The sequence below is a fragment of the Gallintestinimicrobium propionicum genome (assembly GCF_025567525.1).
Taxonomy (GTDB): Bacteria; Bacillota; Clostridia; order Lachnospirales; family Lachnospiraceae; genus Gallintestinimicrobium; species Gallintestinimicrobium propionicum.
Genome location: NZ_JAOQJY010000033.1, coordinates 11,815 through 31,932 on the forward strand (window position 1 = coordinate 11,815; position 20,118 = coordinate 31,932).

19 protein-coding genes and 1 tRNA gene are annotated in these 20,118 nt (G+C 49.6%); 16 read left to right on the forward strand and 4 right to left on the reverse strand.

Going from position 1 to position 20,118, the window contains the following annotated elements; genetic code table 11:
- Positions 1–102: 102 nt before the first annotated feature.
- From OCV62_RS17115 to OCV62_RS17130, 4 genes are all read left to right on the forward strand, one after another.
- A complete protein-coding gene (locus OCV62_RS17115; RefSeq protein ID WP_262588200.1) occupies positions 103–624 on the forward strand; it encodes a gamma carbonic anhydrase family protein in 522 nt (173 codons plus the stop codon).
- Positions 605–1,090 (forward strand): MarR family winged helix-turn-helix transcriptional regulator, encoded by a 486-nt coding sequence (locus OCV62_RS17120; protein WP_262588174.1) that lies wholly within the window; start codon positions 605–607, stop codon positions 1,088–1,090. The genes OCV62_RS17115 and OCV62_RS17120 overlap by 20 nt, the downstream gene beginning before the upstream one ends.
- Before the next feature lie 139 nt (positions 1,091–1,229).
- Positions 1,230–1,994, forward strand: coding sequence for an HD domain-containing protein (locus OCV62_RS17125; RefSeq protein WP_262588176.1), 765 nt, complete (start codon positions 1,230–1,232; stop codon positions 1,992–1,994).
- The gene (locus OCV62_RS17130; RefSeq protein WP_262588178.1) at positions 1,991–3,142 is read left to right on the forward strand and encodes an iron-containing alcohol dehydrogenase family protein; all 1,152 of its coding nucleotides are present in this window, start codon (positions 1,991–1,993) and stop codon (positions 3,140–3,142) included. Before OCV62_RS17125 ends, OCV62_RS17130 begins: the two co-directional genes overlap by 4 nt.
- Before the next feature lie 21 nt (positions 3,143–3,163).
- Here OCV62_RS17130 and OCV62_RS17135 read toward each other — a convergent pair whose 3' ends face one another.
- On the reverse strand, positions 3,164–3,970 hold the full coding sequence (locus OCV62_RS17135; protein WP_118763242.1) for an AraC family transcriptional regulator: 807 nt from the start codon (positions 3,968–3,970) through the stop codon (positions 3,164–3,166).
- Positions 3,971–4,141: 171 nt separating this feature from the next.
- Here OCV62_RS17135 and OCV62_RS17140 point away from each other — a divergent pair, with 171 nt between their 5' ends.
- Both OCV62_RS17140 and OCV62_RS17145 read left to right on the forward strand, forming a co-directional pair.
- Complete coding sequence (locus OCV62_RS17140; RefSeq protein WP_262588180.1) at positions 4,142–5,341, forward strand: class I SAM-dependent rRNA methyltransferase; 1,200 nt, start codon at positions 4,142–4,144, stop codon at positions 5,339–5,341.
- Positions 5,342–5,401: 60 nt separating this feature from the next.
- Positions 5,402–8,356 (forward strand): glycoside hydrolase family 2 TIM barrel-domain containing protein, encoded by a 2,955-nt coding sequence (locus OCV62_RS17145; protein WP_262588181.1) that lies wholly within the window; start codon positions 5,402–5,404, stop codon positions 8,354–8,356.
- A 221-nt stretch (positions 8,357–8,577) separates the two neighbouring features.
- On the opposite strand, the gene OCV62_RS17150 is transcribed toward OCV62_RS17145, so the two are convergent.
- The gene (locus tag OCV62_RS17150; protein ID WP_262588183.1) at positions 8,578–9,642 is read right to left on the reverse strand and encodes a M42 family metallopeptidase; all 1,065 of its coding nucleotides are present in this window, start codon (positions 9,640–9,642) and stop codon (positions 8,578–8,580) included.
- A 609-nt stretch (positions 9,643–10,251) separates the two neighbouring features.
- On the opposite strand from OCV62_RS17150, the gene OCV62_RS17155 reads away from it, so the two are divergent.
- The 6 genes from OCV62_RS17155 to rsmA all read left to right on the forward strand — a co-directional run bounded on the left by OCV62_RS17155 (position 10,252) and on the right by rsmA (position 16,193).
- Positions 10,252–11,664, forward strand: a complete 1,413-nt coding sequence (locus OCV62_RS17155) for a radical SAM/SPASM domain-containing protein (protein ID WP_262588185.1) — start codon at positions 10,252–10,254, stop codon at positions 11,662–11,664.
- Between the two features lie 397 nt (positions 11,665–12,061).
- Positions 12,062–12,508: a DUF2975 domain-containing protein gene (locus OCV62_RS17160; protein WP_117963296.1), complete on the forward strand. Its 447-nt coding sequence runs from the start codon at positions 12,062–12,064 to the stop codon at positions 12,506–12,508.
- Between the two features lie 7 nt (positions 12,509–12,515).
- Positions 12,516–12,755 carry a helix-turn-helix domain-containing protein gene (locus OCV62_RS17165; protein ID WP_262588187.1) on the forward strand — a complete coding sequence of 80 codons (240 nt, stop codon included), beginning with the start codon at positions 12,516–12,518 and terminating at the stop codon, positions 12,753–12,755.
- On the forward strand, positions 12,748–14,352 hold the full coding sequence (locus OCV62_RS17170) for a DUF4153 domain-containing protein (protein WP_262588189.1): 1,605 nt from the start codon (positions 12,748–12,750) through the stop codon (positions 14,350–14,352). Before OCV62_RS17165 ends, OCV62_RS17170 begins: the two co-directional genes overlap by 8 nt.
- Positions 14,353–14,535: 183 nt before the next feature.
- Positions 14,536–15,309, forward strand: a complete 774-nt coding sequence (locus OCV62_RS17175; protein ID WP_262588191.1) for a TatD family hydrolase — start codon at positions 14,536–14,538, stop codon at positions 15,307–15,309.
- Positions 15,310–15,332: 23 nt separating this feature from the next.
- A complete protein-coding gene (gene rsmA, locus OCV62_RS17180) occupies positions 15,333–16,193 on the forward strand; it encodes a 16S rRNA (adenine(1518)-N(6)/adenine(1519)-N(6))-dimethyltransferase RsmA (protein ID WP_021914426.1) in 861 nt (286 codons plus the stop codon).
- A gap of 136 nt (positions 16,194–16,329) precedes the next feature.
- Here the strand turns inward: rsmA and OCV62_RS17185 are convergent, their stop codons facing one another.
- Positions 16,330–17,142, reverse strand: a complete 813-nt coding sequence (locus OCV62_RS17185) for a glycerophosphodiester phosphodiesterase family protein (RefSeq protein ID WP_262588193.1) — start codon at positions 17,140–17,142, stop codon at positions 16,330–16,332.
- 215 nt (positions 17,143–17,357) lie between these two features.
- Here OCV62_RS17185 and OCV62_RS17190 point away from each other — a divergent pair, with 215 nt between their 5' ends.
- From OCV62_RS17190 to OCV62_RS17205, 4 genes are all read left to right on the forward strand, one after another.
- Positions 17,358–18,200, forward strand: a complete 843-nt coding sequence (locus tag OCV62_RS17190) for a fumarate hydratase (RefSeq protein ID WP_021914424.1) — start codon at positions 17,358–17,360, stop codon at positions 18,198–18,200.
- The gene (locus OCV62_RS17195) at positions 18,181–18,780 is read left to right on the forward strand and encodes a Fe-S-containing hydro-lyase (protein WP_262588195.1); all 600 of its coding nucleotides are present in this window, start codon (positions 18,181–18,183) and stop codon (positions 18,778–18,780) included. The genes OCV62_RS17190 and OCV62_RS17195 overlap by 20 nt, the downstream gene beginning before the upstream one ends.
- Entirely contained in the window at positions 18,777–19,484 is a 708-nt protein-coding gene (locus tag OCV62_RS17200; RefSeq protein ID WP_262588196.1) for a lysophospholipid acyltransferase family protein, read from the forward strand. Before OCV62_RS17195 ends, OCV62_RS17200 begins: the two co-directional genes overlap by 4 nt.
- A 101-nt stretch (positions 19,485–19,585) precedes the next feature.
- Positions 19,586–19,675 (forward strand) — tRNA-Ser (locus tag OCV62_RS17205).
- A 108-nt stretch (positions 19,676–19,783) separates the two neighbouring features.
- Here the strand turns inward: OCV62_RS17205 and OCV62_RS17210 are convergent.
- Positions 19,784–20,118, reverse strand: a 335-nt coding sequence (locus tag OCV62_RS17210) for a hypothetical protein (RefSeq protein WP_262588198.1), incomplete at its 5' end; no start/stop codon positions are given.

The window sequence follows — 20,118 nt, forward strand, 5'->3', positions numbered from 1 at the left end:
TGATTGACGAACGGCGAAATCATAGAGTGAGCTATGCTCACGCCGGGATGAGCGAAAGTGAGCACAAACAGGCGAAGCCTGCTCAGAAAGGGGGCAAATCAGATGTGGAAAAATCCGGACATTGACCCGTCGGCGTTTATTGCACCCAGTGCAGACATATATGGGGACGTCTCGATCGCAGAAAACTGCAGTATCTGGTTCCACGCAACCGTGCGTGCCGGAGCAGGCAGCGTATCCATCGGTGCAGGTACGAACGTGCAGGATAACTGCGTCATTCATGTGGACAGGGGCTACAGCGTGACTGTGGGAAAAAATGTCACGATCGGGCACAGCGCGATTGTGCACGGCTGCAGCGTTGGGGACAATACACTGATTGGAATGGGTGCAATTATCTTAAACGGCGCGTCCGTCGGCAAAAATTGTATCGTTGGAGCAGGAGCGCTGGTGACGCAGAATATGCAGATTCCGGAGGGCTCACTGGTTTATGGAAGCCCTGCCAAAATCATCCGCAGTGTAACGGAAGCGGAAATCACCTCCAATCTGGAAAATGCAGCCCATTATGTCCGGGAAGGACAGGAATATGCAAAACATCTGGGGAAAGGAAATGAGAGCCATGAAGGATGACCGTTTTTTGAAATTTACCCTTTCTCTTTCCAGAATGAATAAAAAAGTACAGGCAGTCAAAACAGCAGGAATGGGGATGGTAGGATTAAAGGCTGCACACACAGCGGTGCTGTACGCGCTGAGCGGACATTCGGAGGGACTTCAGTTTGCAGAGGTGGCAGCGGCCTGTGACCTTGACCCGGCGCTGATTTCCCGGACATTTTCGGAGCTGATCGCAGCCGGAATGGTGGAAAAACAAGGAGAACCGGGACGTTACCGCGCCTGCTATGTTCTGACAGAGCAGGGCAGCTTGCAGACCGCCAAAATCCGTCAGGTCATCGGGCTGGTACAGGAAAATGCGGACAAAAATATCGCGCCGGAGGATTTGCAGACGTTTTACCGGGTGCTGGAACAGCTGCTGAATAACTTTGAAGAAATGTCGGAGCATTACGACACAGTGTTTGAATCGCTGCGGAGAGAAAGCTGAGGCAGCAGTGCCGCCTGAATTGAATAAAAGAGACAAAAGCGCAGGCATCACGGCATGCTGCGGGCAGCTGGACCATATGTGGAAAATGCTGTAGAGCCACTGCCATGCGCTTATAGAATGGAGACGAAAAATGGATGCTATGCAGAAATTTCTGGAATATGCGTCTGCCTATGACGACGGAAGTGATACCAGGATCAAACTAAAAATTATTCATACGCAAAGGGTGACGGAGGTGCTGGAACAGCTTACAGCGGCGCTCCCACTTTCGGAAAGTGACAGAGAGCTGGCGTATCTGTGTGCGGTATATCACGATATCGGAAGATTTGAGCAGCTGAAGCGCTATCACACGTTTCTGGATTATAAAAGCATCGACCACGCGCAGTTAGGGTGCGAAATCCTGCGGCAGGGCGATTTTCTGGGTGAGCTTTCTGACAGGGAAAGAGAGCAGGTTTTGACGGCCATTGGAAACCATAACCGCCTTGCGATTGAGGATGGCCTGGATGAAAAGACGCTGCTTTTTGCAAAGCTGATCCGGGATGCGGACAAATGCGATATTTTCCGGGTATTTGCCCAGGAGGATCCTGTAGATACCACCGGTTTTTCTACAGAGCAGGTGGGGCAGGAAGCGGTTTCAGATGTGGTGTATGAGAGCATTTTGGGTCATTACTGCATCAAAAAACAGGAACGAAAAACCGGGCTGGATGTCTGGATCAGCTTTCTTGGCTTTTTCTTTGATCTGAATTTTGCAGAAAGCCTGCGGATTGCACTGAAACAGGGGTATTATAAAAAACGTTTTTCAGAAATCCGATTTGCAGATCCGGTGACAAAAGAAAGGGTGGAGCGCTGTATTGCAGAGACAGAGCAGTATGCTTATGGACGTCTTAGAATGGAGGAAATACAATGAAATTATACATGCCAACAAAGGTTTATAACGAGAAAGGCTGTGTCCGGCAGCACAGCCAGGAGCTGGCGGCGCTGGGAACAAAAGCACTGCTTGTAACGGGAAAGCATTCTTCCCGTGTAAACGGTTCCCTGCAGGATGTGGAGGATGCGCTGAACCGCGAGCAAGTGCCCTATGTGATTTTTGACGGAATCGAGGAAAATCCTTCGGTGGAAACTGTGATGCGGGCGACTGCCCTGGGGCTTTCGGAAAAGGTCGATTTTGTGATCGGAATCGGCGGCGGTTCTCCCATGGACGCTTCCAAGGCAATTGCACTGATGATCGCCAACCCGGAGAAAAAAGCAGACTTTTTATATGAAACAGACGCTGCGGTCAAACAGGCGGCAAATAAAGCCCTGCCGGTCGCAGCAGTACCGACGACAGCAGGAACCGGTTCGGAGGTTACGCCATATGCAATCTTAACAAGAATTGTAATGCCGAAGATCGAGCTGACTACGACAACTGCTTTGGAGACTTCCACAGAAGCCAAAGCGGGCGAACTGGTAAAACAGAGCATCAGCCACCATATTTTTCCAGAGCTTGCATTGGTGGATTCTGCGTATCTGCAGACTGCTTCCAAAACAGGCTGCATCAATACGGCGGTGGATACGTTAGCGCATTTGGTGGAGAGCCATTTAAACACGAACGCTACGCCCTACAGCCGTGTCTACAGCGAGATGGGCCTGCGGACCTTTGCAAAGGTAAAAGACGCGCTCGTTTCCTATGAAATCGGCGAAGCGCAGAGGGAGCTTCTCATGCAGGCATGCACCCTCGGAGGTATGGCGATTTCTCATACCGGTACGAGTCTGCCCCACGGATTGAGCTATCGCGTAACCTGCGAACTGGGAACGCCCCACGGCAAAGCGGTTGGCATGTTTCTGCCGGGCTTTCTGCGCTGCTACGGTGACCAGGAAGAGGCGATGCGCGTTCTGACTTTGCTTGGTTTTGGCAGCCATCAGAGCTTCGAGGCCTACATTTACAGTCTGATCGGAGAAGAAAAAATTTCCCGTGAGCTCTGGGAGCGCACCATGAATGATCTGCTTTCCAACCCTGCGAAGCTCAAAAACTATCCGTTTCAGATGGATCGGGAAAAGCTCAATGGACTGAGATAAAACACGCCGCTGCACACAGCATTATTTGATTTTCCGAAACTCTAACGGTGTCCGTCCGGTGTTTTTGCGGAACATGGCGATAAAGTGACTCGGATCGGAAAAGCCGGTCTGCGCAGCGATTTCCTGCACCTCCATCCGCGGTGCTGTCAGCAGAAGCTCTTTGGCACGGTTGATGCGGCAGGTCATCAGATATTCGTAGACCGAGCAGCCCAGAAAACGCTGAAACAGCCGTGATAGATATTGGGGCGTGACAAATACCTGACGACTCAGCTGGGCCACTGTGAGGGGCAGACTGTAGCAGGTTTCTATTTCTTCGATGACCGGAGCAACATAGCGCAGATACAGCGGATCAGAAAGAAGCTTCTGACCGTCCGGGACATCCGAAAACTGTAAAAGCACCTGATAACAGTTGACAGAGAGTACCGGGATATTGACCGGGGGATGTTCGAAAAGCTGTATAGCATCCTGAAGCAGCGCGCGTATATTCCGACATTGCTCTTTTGTGGTAAAAAGAATCGGCCGGTTGTTCAGGATTTTGGAAATACTGCCTTCGACTGTTCCGGAAAAGGTACAAAAGCAGGTGTACCACTCCGGAGTCTGGGCCAGATAAGAGTGTCGGATGGAGGGAGCGATCAGGACGCCTTCCTGTTCATGAAGCAGATAAGATTTTCCCTGAATGGTAATCCGCCCGCAGCCGGATTCGGTCTGTAAATAGTGATAGAAAGGGTAGCCGTTTGGACGCGAGGTCGCATCCTGCAGCCAGTGGTTTCCGATGGAATCGTAGATAAAGGGTTCACGCACCGGGGCGTTGCGAAAATAAATCGGCATAGGAGTCCTTTCTTTTAGTTTCAAAATGTTATATTTTTCGGACAGACTTATTATACATCCGAATAGAATTTCATACTATAATAAAATTGCCGAGCCGGTGGAGCGCTGCAAAAAAGTCTGTGCAGCGCGTCAGCGTTTTCGGAGCCGCCATGCGGCAGATTGTGAGGAAATATGTACGCAGAAGCTATTCTGAAGAAGGGCGAAGGACGCACGCTTAAAAGCGGCGGCGCCTGGGTTTACGACAACGAGATTGATCGCGTTGAGGGAGACTATGAAAACGGAGATATTCTTGCGGTAAAGGATTTTGATGGTTTCTTTTTGGGATGGGGCTTTATCAATACCCGTTCAAAAATTACAATCCGGGTGATGAGCCGCAGAAAAGAACATGAGATCACAGAAGAATTTCTGGAAAAGCGGGTGCGCAACGCATGGGAATATCGTAAAGCGACCGTAGACACCGGATGCTGCCGTCTGATCTTCGGTGAAGCGGACTGGCTGCCGGGGCTGGTAGTGGACAAGTTCTCCGACGTGCTGGTGGTGGAATCCCTGGCGCTTGGGATCGACCGTTTGAAGCCGACGATCCTTTCTCTTGTGAAAAAGGTGCTGGCAGAGGACGGTATCATGATCCGTGGTATCTATGAGCGCAGCGATGCAAAGGTACGCCTGCAGGAAGGCATGGAACGCTTCAAAGGCTTCATCGGAGACCCGTTCCCCACAAAGGTTGAAATCACAGAAAATGGTGTCCGTTACATCGTGGATGTGGAAGACGGACAAAAGACCGGATTTTTCCTGGACCAGAAATACAACAGACAGGCAATTCACAGACTCTGCCCCGACAAAAAGGTACTGGACTGCTTTACCCATACCGGTTCTTTTGCACTGAACGCGGGGATTGCGGGCGCGAGAGAGGTGCTTGGCGTGGATGCATCCATGACCGGCATAAAGCAGGCGGAAGAAAATGCGGCATTAAACGGACTTTCCGACCGCGTAAAATTTACCTGTGCAGATGTCTTTGAGCTGCTTCCCGAGCTGGAGAAAAAGGGCGAGCAGTATGATGTCGTAATCCTGGATCCTCCCGCATTTACCAAATCCAGAAGCTCCATCAAAAATGCGGTAAAAGGGTATCGTGAAATCAATTTGCGGGGCATGAAGCTGGTAAAAGACAACGGATTTTTAGTGACCTGCTCCTGTTCCCACTTTATGGATCCGGAGCTGTTCGCAAAGACCATCCGCGAAGCAGCCCACGGAGCGCATAAGAGACTGCGTCAGGTGGAATTTAAAACACAGGCGCCGGATCATCCGATCCTCTGGGCGGCGGAGGAATCCTACTACCTGAAATTCTATATTTTTCAGGTGTGTGAGGAGCTGTAAAAAAGAAAGCCGGAACAAAATCCCGGTATCAACCAAAGTATACAAAAAGGAGACAACCAAATGAAAGTGCAGAATTTTTATGAAAATCTCTCCACTTTGCATGTCGGCACAATGGACAACCGCTGCTGGTATGTGCCGAAACAGGATGGAAGGGAGAGCCAGATCCTGTTGAGCGGGGACGACTGGAAATTTGCCTGGTATCCCAGTGTGGAAGAAGTACCGGAGCATTTCTGGGAAAAGGATCTCGAAAAAGAGGGCTTTATCAACATGGAAGTGCCCTCCTGCTGGCAGATGAAGGGCTTTGGACAGAAGCAGTACACCAATATCCGCTATCCCATCCCCTATGACCCGCCGTATGCGCCCGGTGAAAATCCCAGCGGCGCTTATGTAAAGGATTTTACTCTGACAGAAAAAGAAGCCGGCGAACGTCAGTTCTTATATTTTGAGGGCGTAGATTCCTGCTTTTATGTCTGGATCAACGGCGAATTTGTCGGTTACAGCCAGGTTTCCCACAGTCCCAGCGAATTTGAAATCACCGGCAAAACCAAAGCAGGCAGCAACCGTATGGCGGTTCTGGTTTTGAAATGGTGTGACGGAACCTATCTGGAGGATCAGGATAAGCTGCGTTTTTCCGGAATTTTCCGGGATGTTGAGCTGGTGCTTCGCCCGCAGGAATTCGTACATGACTTTACGGTTCAGACTCCTGTTGCAGAGGATGGCAGCGCAGAGGTTACGGTTCGTTTTGACCGGGTGGAGGGAGATCTGGAAATCAACTGTACGCTGACGGATGCAGAGGGCAAAGAAATCGGCAGGGCAGTTTCCAACGGAGAGAACATAGCGATTCCTGTAGCTGCTCCGGTGCTCTGGAACGCAGAGCAGCCCTATCTGTACACCCTGACGCTCCAGGCAGGCGCTGAAACCATCGAGCAGAAGGTCGGCATCCGCACAATCTCCGTTGAAGATGGAAAGATTTTAATCAATGGAAAACAGGTGAAATTCCGGGGTGTCAACCGTCACGATTCCAACCCTTATACCGGTGCAGCCGTGACCAGGGAGGATGTGATCCGCGATCTGCAGCTGATGAAGGAAAGCAATGTCAATGCGATTCGTACCAGCCACTATCCCAATGCGCCTTATTTCCCGGAGCTGTGCAGTGAATACGGATTTTACATGATCGCGGAAGCGGATCTGGAAAGCCATGGCGTAGGAACTTTGTATACAAATGACGGACACGACTGCATGGGCTACATCGCGCAGGATGATGCCTGGGCGGAGTCGATCCTCGACCGTCAGAAGAGAAATGTGATCCGGGACAAAAACCAGAGCGCGGTTATTTTCTGGTCCCTGGGCAATGAGAGCGGCTACGGCGGCAACTTTGAGGACGCCGGAAGATGGGTAAAGGCTTATGATTCGACCCGTCTGCTGCACTATGAAGCAAGCATCTACGATTCCGCAGGTTATCACAACGATGTTTCCATGCTGGATGTGATGAGCCGGATGTATGCGGATACCGAGTGGGTAAAGGAATACTGCGAAGACCGCAGAATGAGAAAGCCCTTTATTCAGTGTGAATTTATTCATGCAATGGGCAACGGCCCCGGGGATATCCATGATTACATGGAGCTGATGTATAAATATGACAAATTCTGCGGCGGCTTCGTATGGGAGTGGTGCGACCATGCAACCTGGGAAGGCAAGGCTGCAGATGGAAGAGATATCTTCCATTACGGCGGCGATGCAGGCGAGTTCCCGCACGATGGTAACTTCTGTATGGATGGTCTGGTTTATCCTGACCGCAGACCGCACACCGGACTTCTGGAATGGAAAAACGAAATCCGTCCGGTACATGCAGCAGCAAAAGATCTGGCAGCAGGCACCGTAGAGCTGTGGAACGTGCAGGATTTTGCTGACCTTGCAGATACCGTACAGATCCGTTATGAAATCAAAAAAGAGGGCACCCTGTTAGCAGAGGGCGAGATCCGGGAGATTACCTGCCCTGCACATGAAAAAGTGTGTATCACGATCCCTCAGCTGGGAGAGCTTTCCGGAGATCAGACCTATTTGAAGCTGACCTATGTGCAGAAAGCAGATCAGGCGTTGACCAGACAGGGCAGAGTCATGGGCTTTGACCAGATTGCGCTGTTTGAGGAAAAGGAAAAGGTTCTGGAAATTGCAGAAGCCGGAACAGTTGCACTGGAGGAAAACGATGTTTCCTGGATCATTACCTCCGACAGAATCCGCTATGTATTCGGCAAGAAGAAAGGTGCGTTTACAGAGCTTGTCAGAGATGGTAAAGCGCTGATCGAAGCACCGATGACCTTTGAAACCTGGCGTGCGCCGGCTGACAATGACAGAAATGTCCGTCAGGTCTGGGAAGAAGCCGGATACGACAGACCGTGGATCCGGGTTTATGACTGCACCGCAGAGAACGCCGGTGAAAAAGTACGCATTCACTGCGATTTCTCCATCGCCAGTGTATACAGACAGCCATTTTTACGCGTGAAAGCACTTTGGGAAGTCAATGCAGACGGTCAGATCAAACTGACACTGGATGCCGACAAGGATATGACCTTCCCTTACATGCCCCGGTTTGGCTTGCAGCTGGTACTGCCGGAAAATCAGGATCAGGTGGAATACATCGGATACGGTCCGACAGAAAGCTATCAGGACAAGCACAGAGCCTGCTGGGTAGACCGCTTTACGACAACAGTAGACGAGCTTCTTGAGGACTATGTAAAACCTCAGGAAAATGGCAGCCATTATCACTGTGCGTATGTAAAGGTGGGAGAACTGAAGGCGGAAGGCAAAAAGCCGCTTTCCTTCAACGCTTCTTACTACACTGCACAGGAGCTGACGGAAAAGATGCACAACTACGAGCTGGAAAAATCCGGACATGTGATCTGGCATCTGGACTATGGCATGAGCGGTGTTGGTTCTAACTCTTGCGGACCGGAGCTGTTAAAGCAGTATCGCCTGAATGAGGAAAAGATGCATTGGGAGCTGGTGATTGGCTGATCGCGTAACGACGCATGAAATGGTATAAAGTTCTCTGCTCCGCAGGCGCTTCGCACCGAAAAATGTCCCTTATATAATCCGCCGCAGGCAAAGAGCCCTGCAGCGCAGAATAAAAAGAACCTCCGGGCTGGCGTCGAAAAGACGACAGACCCGGAGGTTTTTGCTTCGGTGTTAAAGACTATTTACAAAACTTCCTGTGTTTTGTGCTGGACAGGAAACGTTCAGGCGTGATAATCCTGATTCAGATAAGCCTTTAACAGCCGGAATGTATTTTCCATTCCCTTTACATGGCTGCGCTCATAGCCGTGAGAAGCGTATACACCGGAGCCGATCAGCCCGTGGCGGCAATCGATACCGGAACGAAGCCCTGCTTCTGCGTCGGAGCCGTAGTGGGGATATACGTCAACCGCAAAGTCAACCTTGGCGGTGCGCGCTGCCTCGATCAGAGCAGAAACAACATCGTAATGATAAGGACCGCCGGAATCCTTTGCGCAGATGGAAACCTGGGTTTCTTTGCAGGAAAGGCCATCTCCGACGCAGCCCATATCGACTGCGAGAATTTCTGCGACATCAGCAGGAATCGAAGCGGAGCCGCCGTGACCGACTTCTTCAAAAACAGTGATATGCTGATAGATTTTGCGGGCGGGCTTTTTGTCGGTTTCCGTTAAATATTTTGCAAAGCCAAGCAGGATGCCGACACTCAGCTTATCGTCGAGAAAACGACTCTTAATGTAGCCGGATTCCGTTACGGTCGTGCGGGGATCGAAGCAGACGATGTCGCCGGTCATAATGCCGAGGGCTTCGGTATCCGCCTTGCTTTCCACAGGCTCGTCCAATACGACCTCCATTGTATCATAGGAACGAGCAGTGTCATTGTAGCTGCCGTTTACATGGATCGAGGCGTTTTTTAATTGGAACGTGCCGGAATAAACCTTGCCGCTTCTGGTGTAAACGCGGCAGTTTTCCGCCTCTGCATTGTTTGGATTCATGCCGCCGAGAGCACTCAGCATCAGACGTCCTTTTTCATTGATGCTGCAAACCATACCGCCCAGGGTATCCATGTGCGCTTCCAGCAAAATCGGTGCGTCCGCAGGATCGTCCGCCTGGTCAGGACCGTCATTGACACATACAAAAATGCCGCCCTTGTTGGTCAGCTTTGCATCGTAGCCCAGCTTTTTATATGCTCCGAGGACATACTCCGCCGCGTGTGCGGTAAAGCCGGTCGGACTGTCGATGGAAAGAATTTTTTTGGTCTGTTCTAACATATAAGACGTTATATCGTTCATCTCTTCCTCTCATTTCTGCGCACGTTTTTTGCGCATGTCGAGTTTGTGTCAAGTGCGCGCAGACACAAATCTCGGGATTGAAAAATTTTATTTTTCAATCTTCGTCCCCCTTTTCGAAATTGTTTTACTATCGGGTTACTGTAGGGGGGTGCCCTCTTCAATCCGATACTAACAGGATACAAAAGCACACCGCGTCTGTCAATTGGAAAGCGTGCGCGCGCGTACTGCCTGCCAGTCGTCAGAGCGCGTGCCGCGCCGACCCACTGCACTAAAGCAGTGCAGCGTGCCGTGTCCGTGTTACCTGCCAGTCGTCAGAGCGCGTGCCGCGCCGACCCGCTGCACTAAAGCAGTGCAGCGTGCCGTGTCCGTGTTGCCTTGCCAGTCAGTCAGAGCGTGCGCTGCGCTTACGCTCTGCCGCCTGTCAGGGCCCCCCGTCCATGAGCTGTCGCGCATCCCGTCCGCGCCCACATGGGACAAAATGTTGCTTTGTGGGAAAATATGCCACAAAAACGGGAATTTGGGCAATGAAAAGAATCAAAAGCCGTCGTAAGATGGGGACAAATGAAAGAGAAATAAATTTAGGCAGAGTGAGAAAGGAGTCAGAACGACATGGCTGAAAACAAAGTAGTACATGCAGCGCAGCGTGCCGCTTTCAGTGTTGCGATCGACGCAGCGATTAAAGCAGTAAGAGGAAAAGGAACAGAACATATGACAGAAGAGGCAGTCAAGCTGATCAATCTGGCAGAGCCGCTGCTGAGCAAGAGATATAAGGCGAGTGCATTTGATGCTGCCCGCAAATTTGTACAGGATCCCAATGGAAAATGGATGGAGTATGCGTACCGTGCCATCAACGAGATTGATCCTCATATTTTAAAAATGAACGTGCTGAATCTGGGGTATGAAGGCATGTTTTCCGGTTACAATTATGTGATGGAGCTGAGAAAAAAATACGACTGCAACATGCCCTGGATCCTGTTGTTTGATCCTACCGCATCCTGTAACCTGCATTGTAAAGGCTGCTGGGCTGCAGAATATGGCAAGACCCTGAACCTGACCTATGAAGAAATGGATAAGCTGGTAACAGAGGGCGAAGAGCTTGGGATTCACTGGTATATGTGTACCGGCGGTGAACCGATGTGCCGTAAAAACGACCTGCTGAAGCTGGCAGCAGCACATCAGAATTCAGTATTCCATCTGTTCACCAACGGAACCCTGATCGATGAGGAGTTCTGTAAGGAGGTACAGAAGGTCGGAAATATGGCATTCTTTATTTCCATCGAAGGCATCGGGGATGCAACAGATGATCGTCGTGGGAAGGGCGTATTCGACAAGGTGATGCATGCAATGGATCTGATGCAGAAGTACGGACTGCTTTATGGCACTTCCATTTGTTATACGAGTCAGAACTACAAGGCGGTTACAAGCGACGAATTCATCGACATGCTGATCAGCCACGGCGTCCGCTTCAACTGGTACTTCCATTATATGCCGATTGGTGATGGCGCAAACGTGGATCTGATGCTGAACGCAGAACAGAGAGAGTATATGATCCACAGAGTCCGCGAGATCCGTGGCCTGACCGGTGGTAAGCAGATTTTCTGCATTGACTTCCAGAATGACGGCGAATATATCGACGGATGTATTGCAGGAGGACGGCAGTACGCACATATCAATCCTGCCGGAGATGTGGAGCCCTGCGTATTCATCCATTATTCCAACGCAAATATCCATGAAAAGAGTCTGCTGGAATGTCTGCAGCAGCCTCTGTTTAAGGAATATCATAAGGGACAGCCCTTCAACCACAACCATTTAAGACCCTGTCCGATGCTGGAAAATCCGGAGCTTCTGGGAGAAATGGTAAAACGCAGCGGCGCTCATAGCACCGATATGCAGCAGCCGGAATCCACACAGGACGTATTCAATCGCTGCAGACCCTATGCACAGCAGTGGACGCCTGCCGCAGAGAGAATCTGGGCAGAAGAGCATCCGGACTGTGGTTCTTGCACAGCCTGTTCCAAATAAAGCAGGATAAGCCGGAATTTTCCAAAGCACCGCAGCGTGCAGAGCTTTTATAAAAGATAAATGAGCCTCGTTGGTTCTGTAAAATATTTATCACGATATTTTGCAGGATTGGCGGGGCTTTTTTATCGTATAGGAAACTTCGTTTCCATACGATAAAAACGCTCCGCGAGGATGCGCACTCGGCGCAGGGGTAGATGGTTGCCGAGGCAACCGCGCCTCGGCGCGAGAATGTGCCAAGGCACATTCTTTTTTATTCTCCTGACAATATCGCATTACAGAAAATATTTATTGAGATTCGATAAATAAATATTGACTTTCAATGTGAACGGTGCTATCTTCACAGTAAGAGAGACCTATTTTGAAAGCCGCACAGGTATGCGGCAGGATGGAGGAACCAATGAAAGACAGACTGACGCTGTTTACCAAATACCTTCTGGACGTGCTGTTTTATGCCGGAATTGTTGTGACTGTGACGCTGCCCCTTGGCATACGCTTTTATGGAAAGTATGACAGTTATTTCGGGCAGCACTGGCTCAGACTGACGATCCTGTTCGGAATTTCCGGAATCTTTGCATTGATACTTTTGCAGGAGCTGCGAAAGATGTTTAAAACGGTGCTGAACGGAGACTGCTTTATCCGGGAAAATGTGCAAAGCTTAAAGCGGATGGGAATCTGCAGTTTCTGCATTGCGGCAGTTACTGCGCTGCGCCTGTTTCTTTATCTGACCCCTGCGGTACTGATCACGATCCTGGTATTTGTGATTGCGGGACTTTTTTCTCTGGTGCTGTCCCGGGTCTTTGATGCAGCTGTGACCTATAAGCTGGAAAATGACCTGACGATCTGAGCACCGGATGGAGGAGAAAGACATGATCATGATCAACCTGGACGTAATGATGGCGAAACGCAAAAAGGGACTGACAGAGCTTGCCGGAGAGGTAGACATCACGCTGGCAAACCTTTCTATCCTGAAAAATAATAAGGCAAAGGCGGTGCGGCTGTCTACGCTGAATGCGATCTGCAAGGCGCTGGACTGCCAGCCCGGTGATATCCTGCAATATGTAGATGATGAGGAGGATGTAGAAAATGAATGAGAAAACAGAAAAAGATGGAACCGGAAAATTGCAGAGCAGCGCAGGCATAGCCAAAACAGAGAGTAGCACTGCCGCGACTTGCGCACAAACATCTGCAGACGCTGATCGTGCCTCCAGAACCATCCCTGCTGCGGCCAGCCGCCGTCTTGGTGCAGCGACCGCACTGTACGCCTTGCTTTACACGATCTGCCTATATCGGAATACATCGGGGATCACCTATCCTTTTTTCGTTGCAGGAACCTTGTACTATTCTTACTATTGTACCGCAAAGTGCAGGGTTCCATCCGACAGAGACAGTCTGCAAAAGAAGCTTATCAGGGCGCTTCCGTATGGGGCGGCAGAATTTTTGCTCGGTATCTCCGTGTTTTTAACAGCTGACCTGAAAATTCACCTGATGACAAAAGGAATGCTGTTCGGACTGACGCTTTTATGGACGTTGTTGCTGTTTTGTAATACAGAAAATTGGGGATTGGGAGATTTTATCCGAAACGGCTGGAAAGGTCTGTTTGGAACCTTTTCCTATCTGGATACGCCGTTTTCTGATGTTGCCGCAGCACTGAAAGCAGAAGAAAAACAAAAAGAAAATGGGAAAGGTCACTATATCCTGATCGGTCTTGTAATCGGCATTCCGCTGCTGATGGTTGTCGCAGCACTTCTGCTGAGTGCGGATGCGGTGTTTGCAAGTCTGGTATCGCGGTTTTTCGGAGAACTGGCATGGTCGGATTTTATTACTGTTTTCCTGATGCTGGTGCTTGTCTATCTGTTTGCATACGGATTTATCCGTGGACTCCTTACCAAAAGCCTGACCGGGAAAAGACGGGAGTGCCTTGGGGAGCCACTGGCTGCAATTACGGTGCTTTCTCTTTTAACGGCAATATATGCGGTATTTTGTACAATTCAGATTGTTTATCTGTTTTTACGGGCAGGGACGCTTCCGGAACAGATGACATGGGCACAGTATGCGCGTCAGGGATTTTTCCAGCTGCTGGCAGTTTGCGTGATTAACCTTGCAGTTGTGGCGGTGTGTCTGTTTGGGTTTCGCAAAAACCGGGCACTGCAGATTCTTCTGACGGCTGTGTGCGCAATGACTTATGTACTGATCGCCTCGAGCGCATGGAGAATGTATCTGTATATTCGCCAATATTCCCTGACGTTTCTTAGGCTGATGGTGTTGTGGGCGCTGCTCGTGATGGCAGTAATCTTTGTAGGAACGATGATAGCGGTCTGGAAGCGTGATTTTGAACTGCTGAGGTTCTGGCTGATAGCAGTCGCATTTTTGTACCTGATTCCCGCGTTCGGGCGTCCGGATTACTGGATTGCATCTTATAATGTATCCCGCGAAGCTAATACCCAGGAGTCCGTCATGTATTCGCAGGATGATGACGACGCCCTCCCGACAGCCGCGGACTACTCCTATCTGCGCGGTCTGTCTGCGGATGCAGCGCCGGTTCTGATCGGACGAAAAGACCTGACCGGAGACGCTGTGCCATGGATGCATGCCTATGAAGAAGATCAACGTTCGGAAACGAAGAATCTTGGCATTCGAAACTTCAATCTGTCCCTCTGGCAGGCAAAAAGGAGACTCTCGCAGGGATGAAAGGCGCACCTGCCGTATCATCGTGTTTTCTGTCGAAGATTTCCGGTAAAATCATTGGTAAAACAGCCGGAAGGTATGCTATACTTGTGCAGAAGCAATACCCTATGCCGGCAGGGCTTTATGCAGCAGAACCTCTGCGTGGGCGGCACTGGCACAGAAAAGAAAAGAGACAGGAACAAAACGATGATATTTGATACACATGCCCATTATGATGATGAGGCGTTTGAAGAGGATCGGGGAGCGCTGATTGCTTCCCTTGCAGAACAGGGGATCGGAAGAGTCGTCAATGTGGCTGCGGACCTTGCTTCTGTATCCACGAGCCTGACTCTCGCACAACAGTATCCGTTTATTTATGCGGCGGTCGGCGTTCATCCGTCCAACGTGCAGGAGCTGACGGAGCGGGACTACGAATGGCTGGAAGAAAAACTGGCGGCTCCCAAAGCGGTTGCTGTCGGGGAAATCGGACTGGATTACTACTGGGACAAAGAGCCCGAGGTGCAGGCACGTCAGCGGGAAAGCTTTTCCAGACAGCTTCAGCTTGCAAAAAAGCTGGATAAGCCTGTCATCATCCACTCCAGAGATGCGGCAAAGGACACGCTGGATGTGATGGCAGCGGAGGGCGGAAGCCAACTCCGCGCAGTGATTCACTGCTTTTCTTATACGAAGGAAACAGCACGGGAGTTTCAAAAATGGGACTACTATTTTGGCATCGGCGGCGTGCTGACCTTTAAAAATGCAAAAAAATTAAAAGAAGCGGCGGCAGAGCTTCCTATCGAGAGAATTTTACTGGAAACAGACTGCCCGTACCTTGCACCGGAGCCGTATCGCGGCAAACGCAATAGCTCGCTTTATTTGCCCCAGGTTGTAGCTGCACTGGCAGAGCTTAAAGGACTGTCCTGTCAGGAAATCGAGGATATTACCTGGCACAATGGATGTCGGTTTTACGGATTAGAATAAACGAACGGAGAAAAGAGAGGAAAATGGCAACACTTGGAATTCCTTCCAATACCATTGAGGTATTGCAGAAATATCACTTTAATTTTCAGAAAAAGTTCGGCCAGAACTTCCTGATCGATACCCATGTGCTGGAAAAAATCATGAACGCGGCACAGATTTCCAAAGATGACTGTGTTGTGGAGGTGGGACCGGGTATCGGAACCATGACCCAGTATCTTGCGGAGCGGGCGGGACATGTGGTGGCGGTCGAAATTGACAAAGCCCTGATCCCGATTTTGTCGGATACGCTGTCCGCTTATGATAATGTAGAAGTAATTAACGAAGACATTTTAAAAGTAGATTTAAACCGTCTGGTGCAGGAGAAAAACGGCGGACGTCCCATCAAGGTCGTTGCCAATCTTCCTTATTACATCACAACACCCATCATTATGGGACTGTTTGAAAGCCATGTGCCGCTGCAGAGCATCACGATCATGGTGCAGAAAGAAGTCGCAGACCGGATGCAGGTTGGACCCGGTACAAAGGATTATGGTGCTCTTTCCCTGGCGGTGCAGTATTATGCAAAGCCGGAGATTGTTGCGAACGTTCCGCCGAACTGCTTTATCCCGCGACCCAATGTGGGCAGCGCGGTCATCCGTCTGGATCGATATGCAGAACCGCCGGTACAGACTGCAGATGAGCAGTTTATGTTTTCTGTTATCCGCGCATCCTTCAACCAGCGCCGCAAAACCCTGGTCAACGGTCTTTCCAATGCGCCGGGGCTGAACGTGTCCAAAGAAAAAATCAAGGAAGTGCTGGCTCGGATGGAGCTGTCAGAAACCGTCCGCGGCGAAACCCTGACACTGGAACAGTTTGCACAGCTGGCAGATTTGCTTCGAGGCTGACGCGTTGTCAGAGGAAAGGACAGCATACCGATCCGTGTGATACGGACAAAAATCTTCTGATTGCGTTTATCGGACTTGCGGTGGTTGCAGGAATTGCAGCAATTTATTGGAAGGTTTCATGAGGGTATTTGTCCGGTTATTTTTGCTTTGGTAAAAAATTTTCAAAAATATACATACAAAACTGCTTCTGACACTGCTCCAATTCCTTTTCCGAGCGAAGAACCCAGGCGGCGCAGGGGGCATGGAACAGACCGTGCGCCAGCTTCAGGGAGATATCCCCTTGGAACAGCAGATTATAAGAAATAAAATCCGGTCTGCTGATAAAATTCAGGATCATTTTTCCGAACAGATACTGGAACGGACTCAGAGAGTGATTTTCAATATTGAAATTGGTGGAAAGCTGCCCGCGGAAAATCTGCGGGCGGTTTTTTCGATACCAGTAAAGTGCGGCAGGATGAAAGGATTCGATACAGTAATCCCCGGAGTATTCTGAAAGCAGGGCGTCTGCTTTTCGGGGAATGTCGAAATCCAGATGTTCCATTTTAAGCTCAACCAGAAGCGGAACCTTTCCGTTTACAAGGGCTAATGCTTCCTGAAAAGAAGGAATCTGCTCTTTCGTATTTACAAGGAAAAGCTGACGAAGCTCTGCAAAGGTCAGTTCGTCTACCCGTCGGTCGATACCGCACATTCTGCCGAGGGTTGCATCATGGAAGACAACAGGGATCCGGTCGGCAGAAAGCTGGACATCCAATTCGATCCCGTATCCGGCATCTACTGCTCTCTGAAAGGCGGCAAGGGAGTTTTCAGGAATCTGATGGTTATTATCATGCAGCCCCCTGTGGGCAAAAAATGTGCCGAGAAAGGGGGAGCTGTCTGCGCGGCGGATTCTGGGGTGCATCAGAAACACATACAGCGCGGCGAGGCAGATGAAGATCTGTAAAAATATCATGGCAAGTCTCTTTTCTTTTTTAATCAAATCTGAGGATCATTCCGTGCAAGCATATCATTCCGTGCAAGCACATTATTCCGTGCATGCACAGTATAGGACTGTTCTTTGAAAATGTCAAAAAGTAAGGCAAGGTCAAAAAGGAGTGGCTAGCCGGAAGGAAACGCGGTATACTATAGGCACGAGTGAACTGTGAATATATGTAAGGAGTAAAACAAATGAGAAGCATTCAGGTAGAAAAGGTGCGGGACGCGGTAAGGGATATGTGCATTGAAGCCAATTACAGTCTGTCCCCGGATATGCGCTGCGTATTTGAAAAAGCCTGTCAGGAGGAAAAATCTCCTCTGGGGCGTCAGATTCTAAATCAGCTTTCTGAAAATCTGGAAATTGCCAAAAAGGATGAGATCCCGATCTGTCAGGATACCGGAATGGCTGTCGTTTTTCTGGAAGTGGGACAGGAGGTTCATTTTGAAGGCGGAAGCCTGGAAGAGGCAGTGCAGGAAGGAATCCGTCTTGGTTATACAGAAGGATACCTTCGGAAATCCGTTGTTGGAGATCCCGTTCTGCGAGTCAATACCGGGGACAATACACCCGGCGTGCTCTATTATGAAATTGTGCCCGGAGACCGCGTGACGATTCAGGTTGCGCCCAAGGGCTTTGGAAGTGAAAATATGAGCCGCGTTTTTATGCTGAAACCGGCAGATGGCCTGGAGGGTGTCAAAAATGCTATCCTGACGGCGGTAAAGGATGCGGGACCGAATGCCTGTCCTCCCATGGTTGTCGGTGTCGGTGTCGGCGGTACCTTTGAGAAATGCGCCCTGATGGCGAAAAAAGCACTGCTGCGCACGACAGGGGAACATTCAGAAATTGAATGGGTGAGCAATCTGGAAAAAGAGGTTTTGCAGGAGCTGAACCAGACAGGAATCGGCCCCGGCGGACTGGGCGGTACCACGACCGTTCTGGCGGTTCATGTTAATACCTATCCGACGCATATTGCAGGGCTTCCGGTTGCAGTCAACATCTGCTGTCATGTAAACCGCCATGCCAAAAGAGAACTCTAAGCGCATAAAGGGGAGAATACAAATGGAAAAGCATATCAAAGTACCAATGACCCGCGAGGAGGCAAAACAGCTCAAAGCCGGGGATTATGTATATCTGACCGGAACAATTTATACCGCGCGTGATGCGGCCCACAAACGGATGCAGGAAACGCTTACAGCAGGAAAAGAGCTGCCGATTTCAATCGACGGAACAATTATTTACTATATGGGACCGTCCCCGGCGCGGGAGGGAAGACCGATCGGTTCTGCAGGACCGACAACCGCGAGCCGAATGGATAAGTATGCACCACAGCTTTTGGATCTGGGACTTCTCGGCATGATTGGAAAAGGGCGCAGGAGCAGCGCGGTCAAAGAAGCAGTCGTGCGCAATGGAGCTGTTTACTTTGCTGCGGTTGGCGGAGCGGGCGCATTATTATCCAAATCCATCCGGGAAGCAGAGGTTGTTGCATATGAAGACCTTGGCACAGAAGCAATCCGCAAGTTAACCGTAGAAGAATTTCCGGTCATTGTCTGCATGGATTCGGAAGGAACCGATTTGTATGAAACCGCTGCAGAAAAATACAGGGAGGAATTTGTATGAAACGAATTATCCTGATGGTGGTGACCAACCTGTTCTTCGTAATTGTCTGCTGGCCGAAGCTGTGCCGTATGGCGGCTCATCCCGAGCGCTATACAAAAGAAGAGCGCTGGAAGCATCTGCAGTTCTGGGTAGAGCGGGCATGCAAGGGCGGGAGAATTGTATTAGAAGCGCATGGTCAGGAAAAGCTGCCGGAGGAACCGTTTATTCTGTACCCGAACCATCAGGGAATGTTTGATGTCCTGGCAATTACCGGAACCTGTGATCATTTCTTCGGCGTTGTAAATAAGAAAGAGGTGAGAAATGTCCTATTATTAAAACAGGTATTTCAGATTACCGGCTCTTTGTCAATCGATCGGGAGGATATCCGGCAGTCCCTGCAGGTAATCAATCAGGTGGCAGAGCGGGTAAAAGGCGGGGATAACTTTCTGATCTTTGCAGAAGGAACAAGAAGCCGCCAGGGAAATCAGATGCTGGAAATGAAGGGCGGCAGCTTTAAAAGTGCTTATAAGGCAAAGTGCCCGGTTGTCCCGACAGCACTGATCAACTCGTTCGTTCCATTTGACAGCCATACAATCAAACCGGTAACGGTTAAGGTGATTTACCTTGACCCGATTCCTTATGAAGAATATAAAGGAATGAAGACGCTGGAGCTGGCAGCAGAGGTGAAAAAACGCATCGAAAATGCCATTGCAGAATTTTCCTGAAAAAGTGGTTGACAGACGCAATATAAATAGATATAATGATTTATGCGTTCAGAAATGACGCATACCAATAGCATATTGGCAGAGGATCATTCAGACGATGTGGAGAAATACTCAAGAGGCTGAAGAGGCGCCCCTGCTAAGGGTGTAGGTCGTGTTAAAGCGGCGCGAGGGTTCAAATCCCTCTTTCTCCGTTAGCTCTGCCAGAAAAGAGAATCCTGATCTCTGGGCTTCTTTTTTTATCCCAAATAACCAGACACTGTTGAGACAACATGAAATGCTTGTAAAGATATGGTAAAAAGTTATTGACAGGGAAAAGGCAATATGCTATATTGTAAACCTACCGTGAAAGTGGTGGTGATCATCTTCGAAAAAAGATGAAAAAACTGCTTGACACGAACAGCAAGTTCTGATAAACTACTGAACTGTTGCTGCGAGTGATAAGCAACCGGGTTTCGAAAGAAGCTTGAAAATAAAATGAAAAAAGTTCTTGACAAACAGAACTGCTTATGATAAACTAAATAAGCTGTCTGAACGACAGGAACGAAAGCTCTTCTGGAAATACTTCCAATAAGAAGAACAGCACCTTGACAAATAAACAGTAATGCAACCCTGAAAATTCCAAACAGAACAAAAA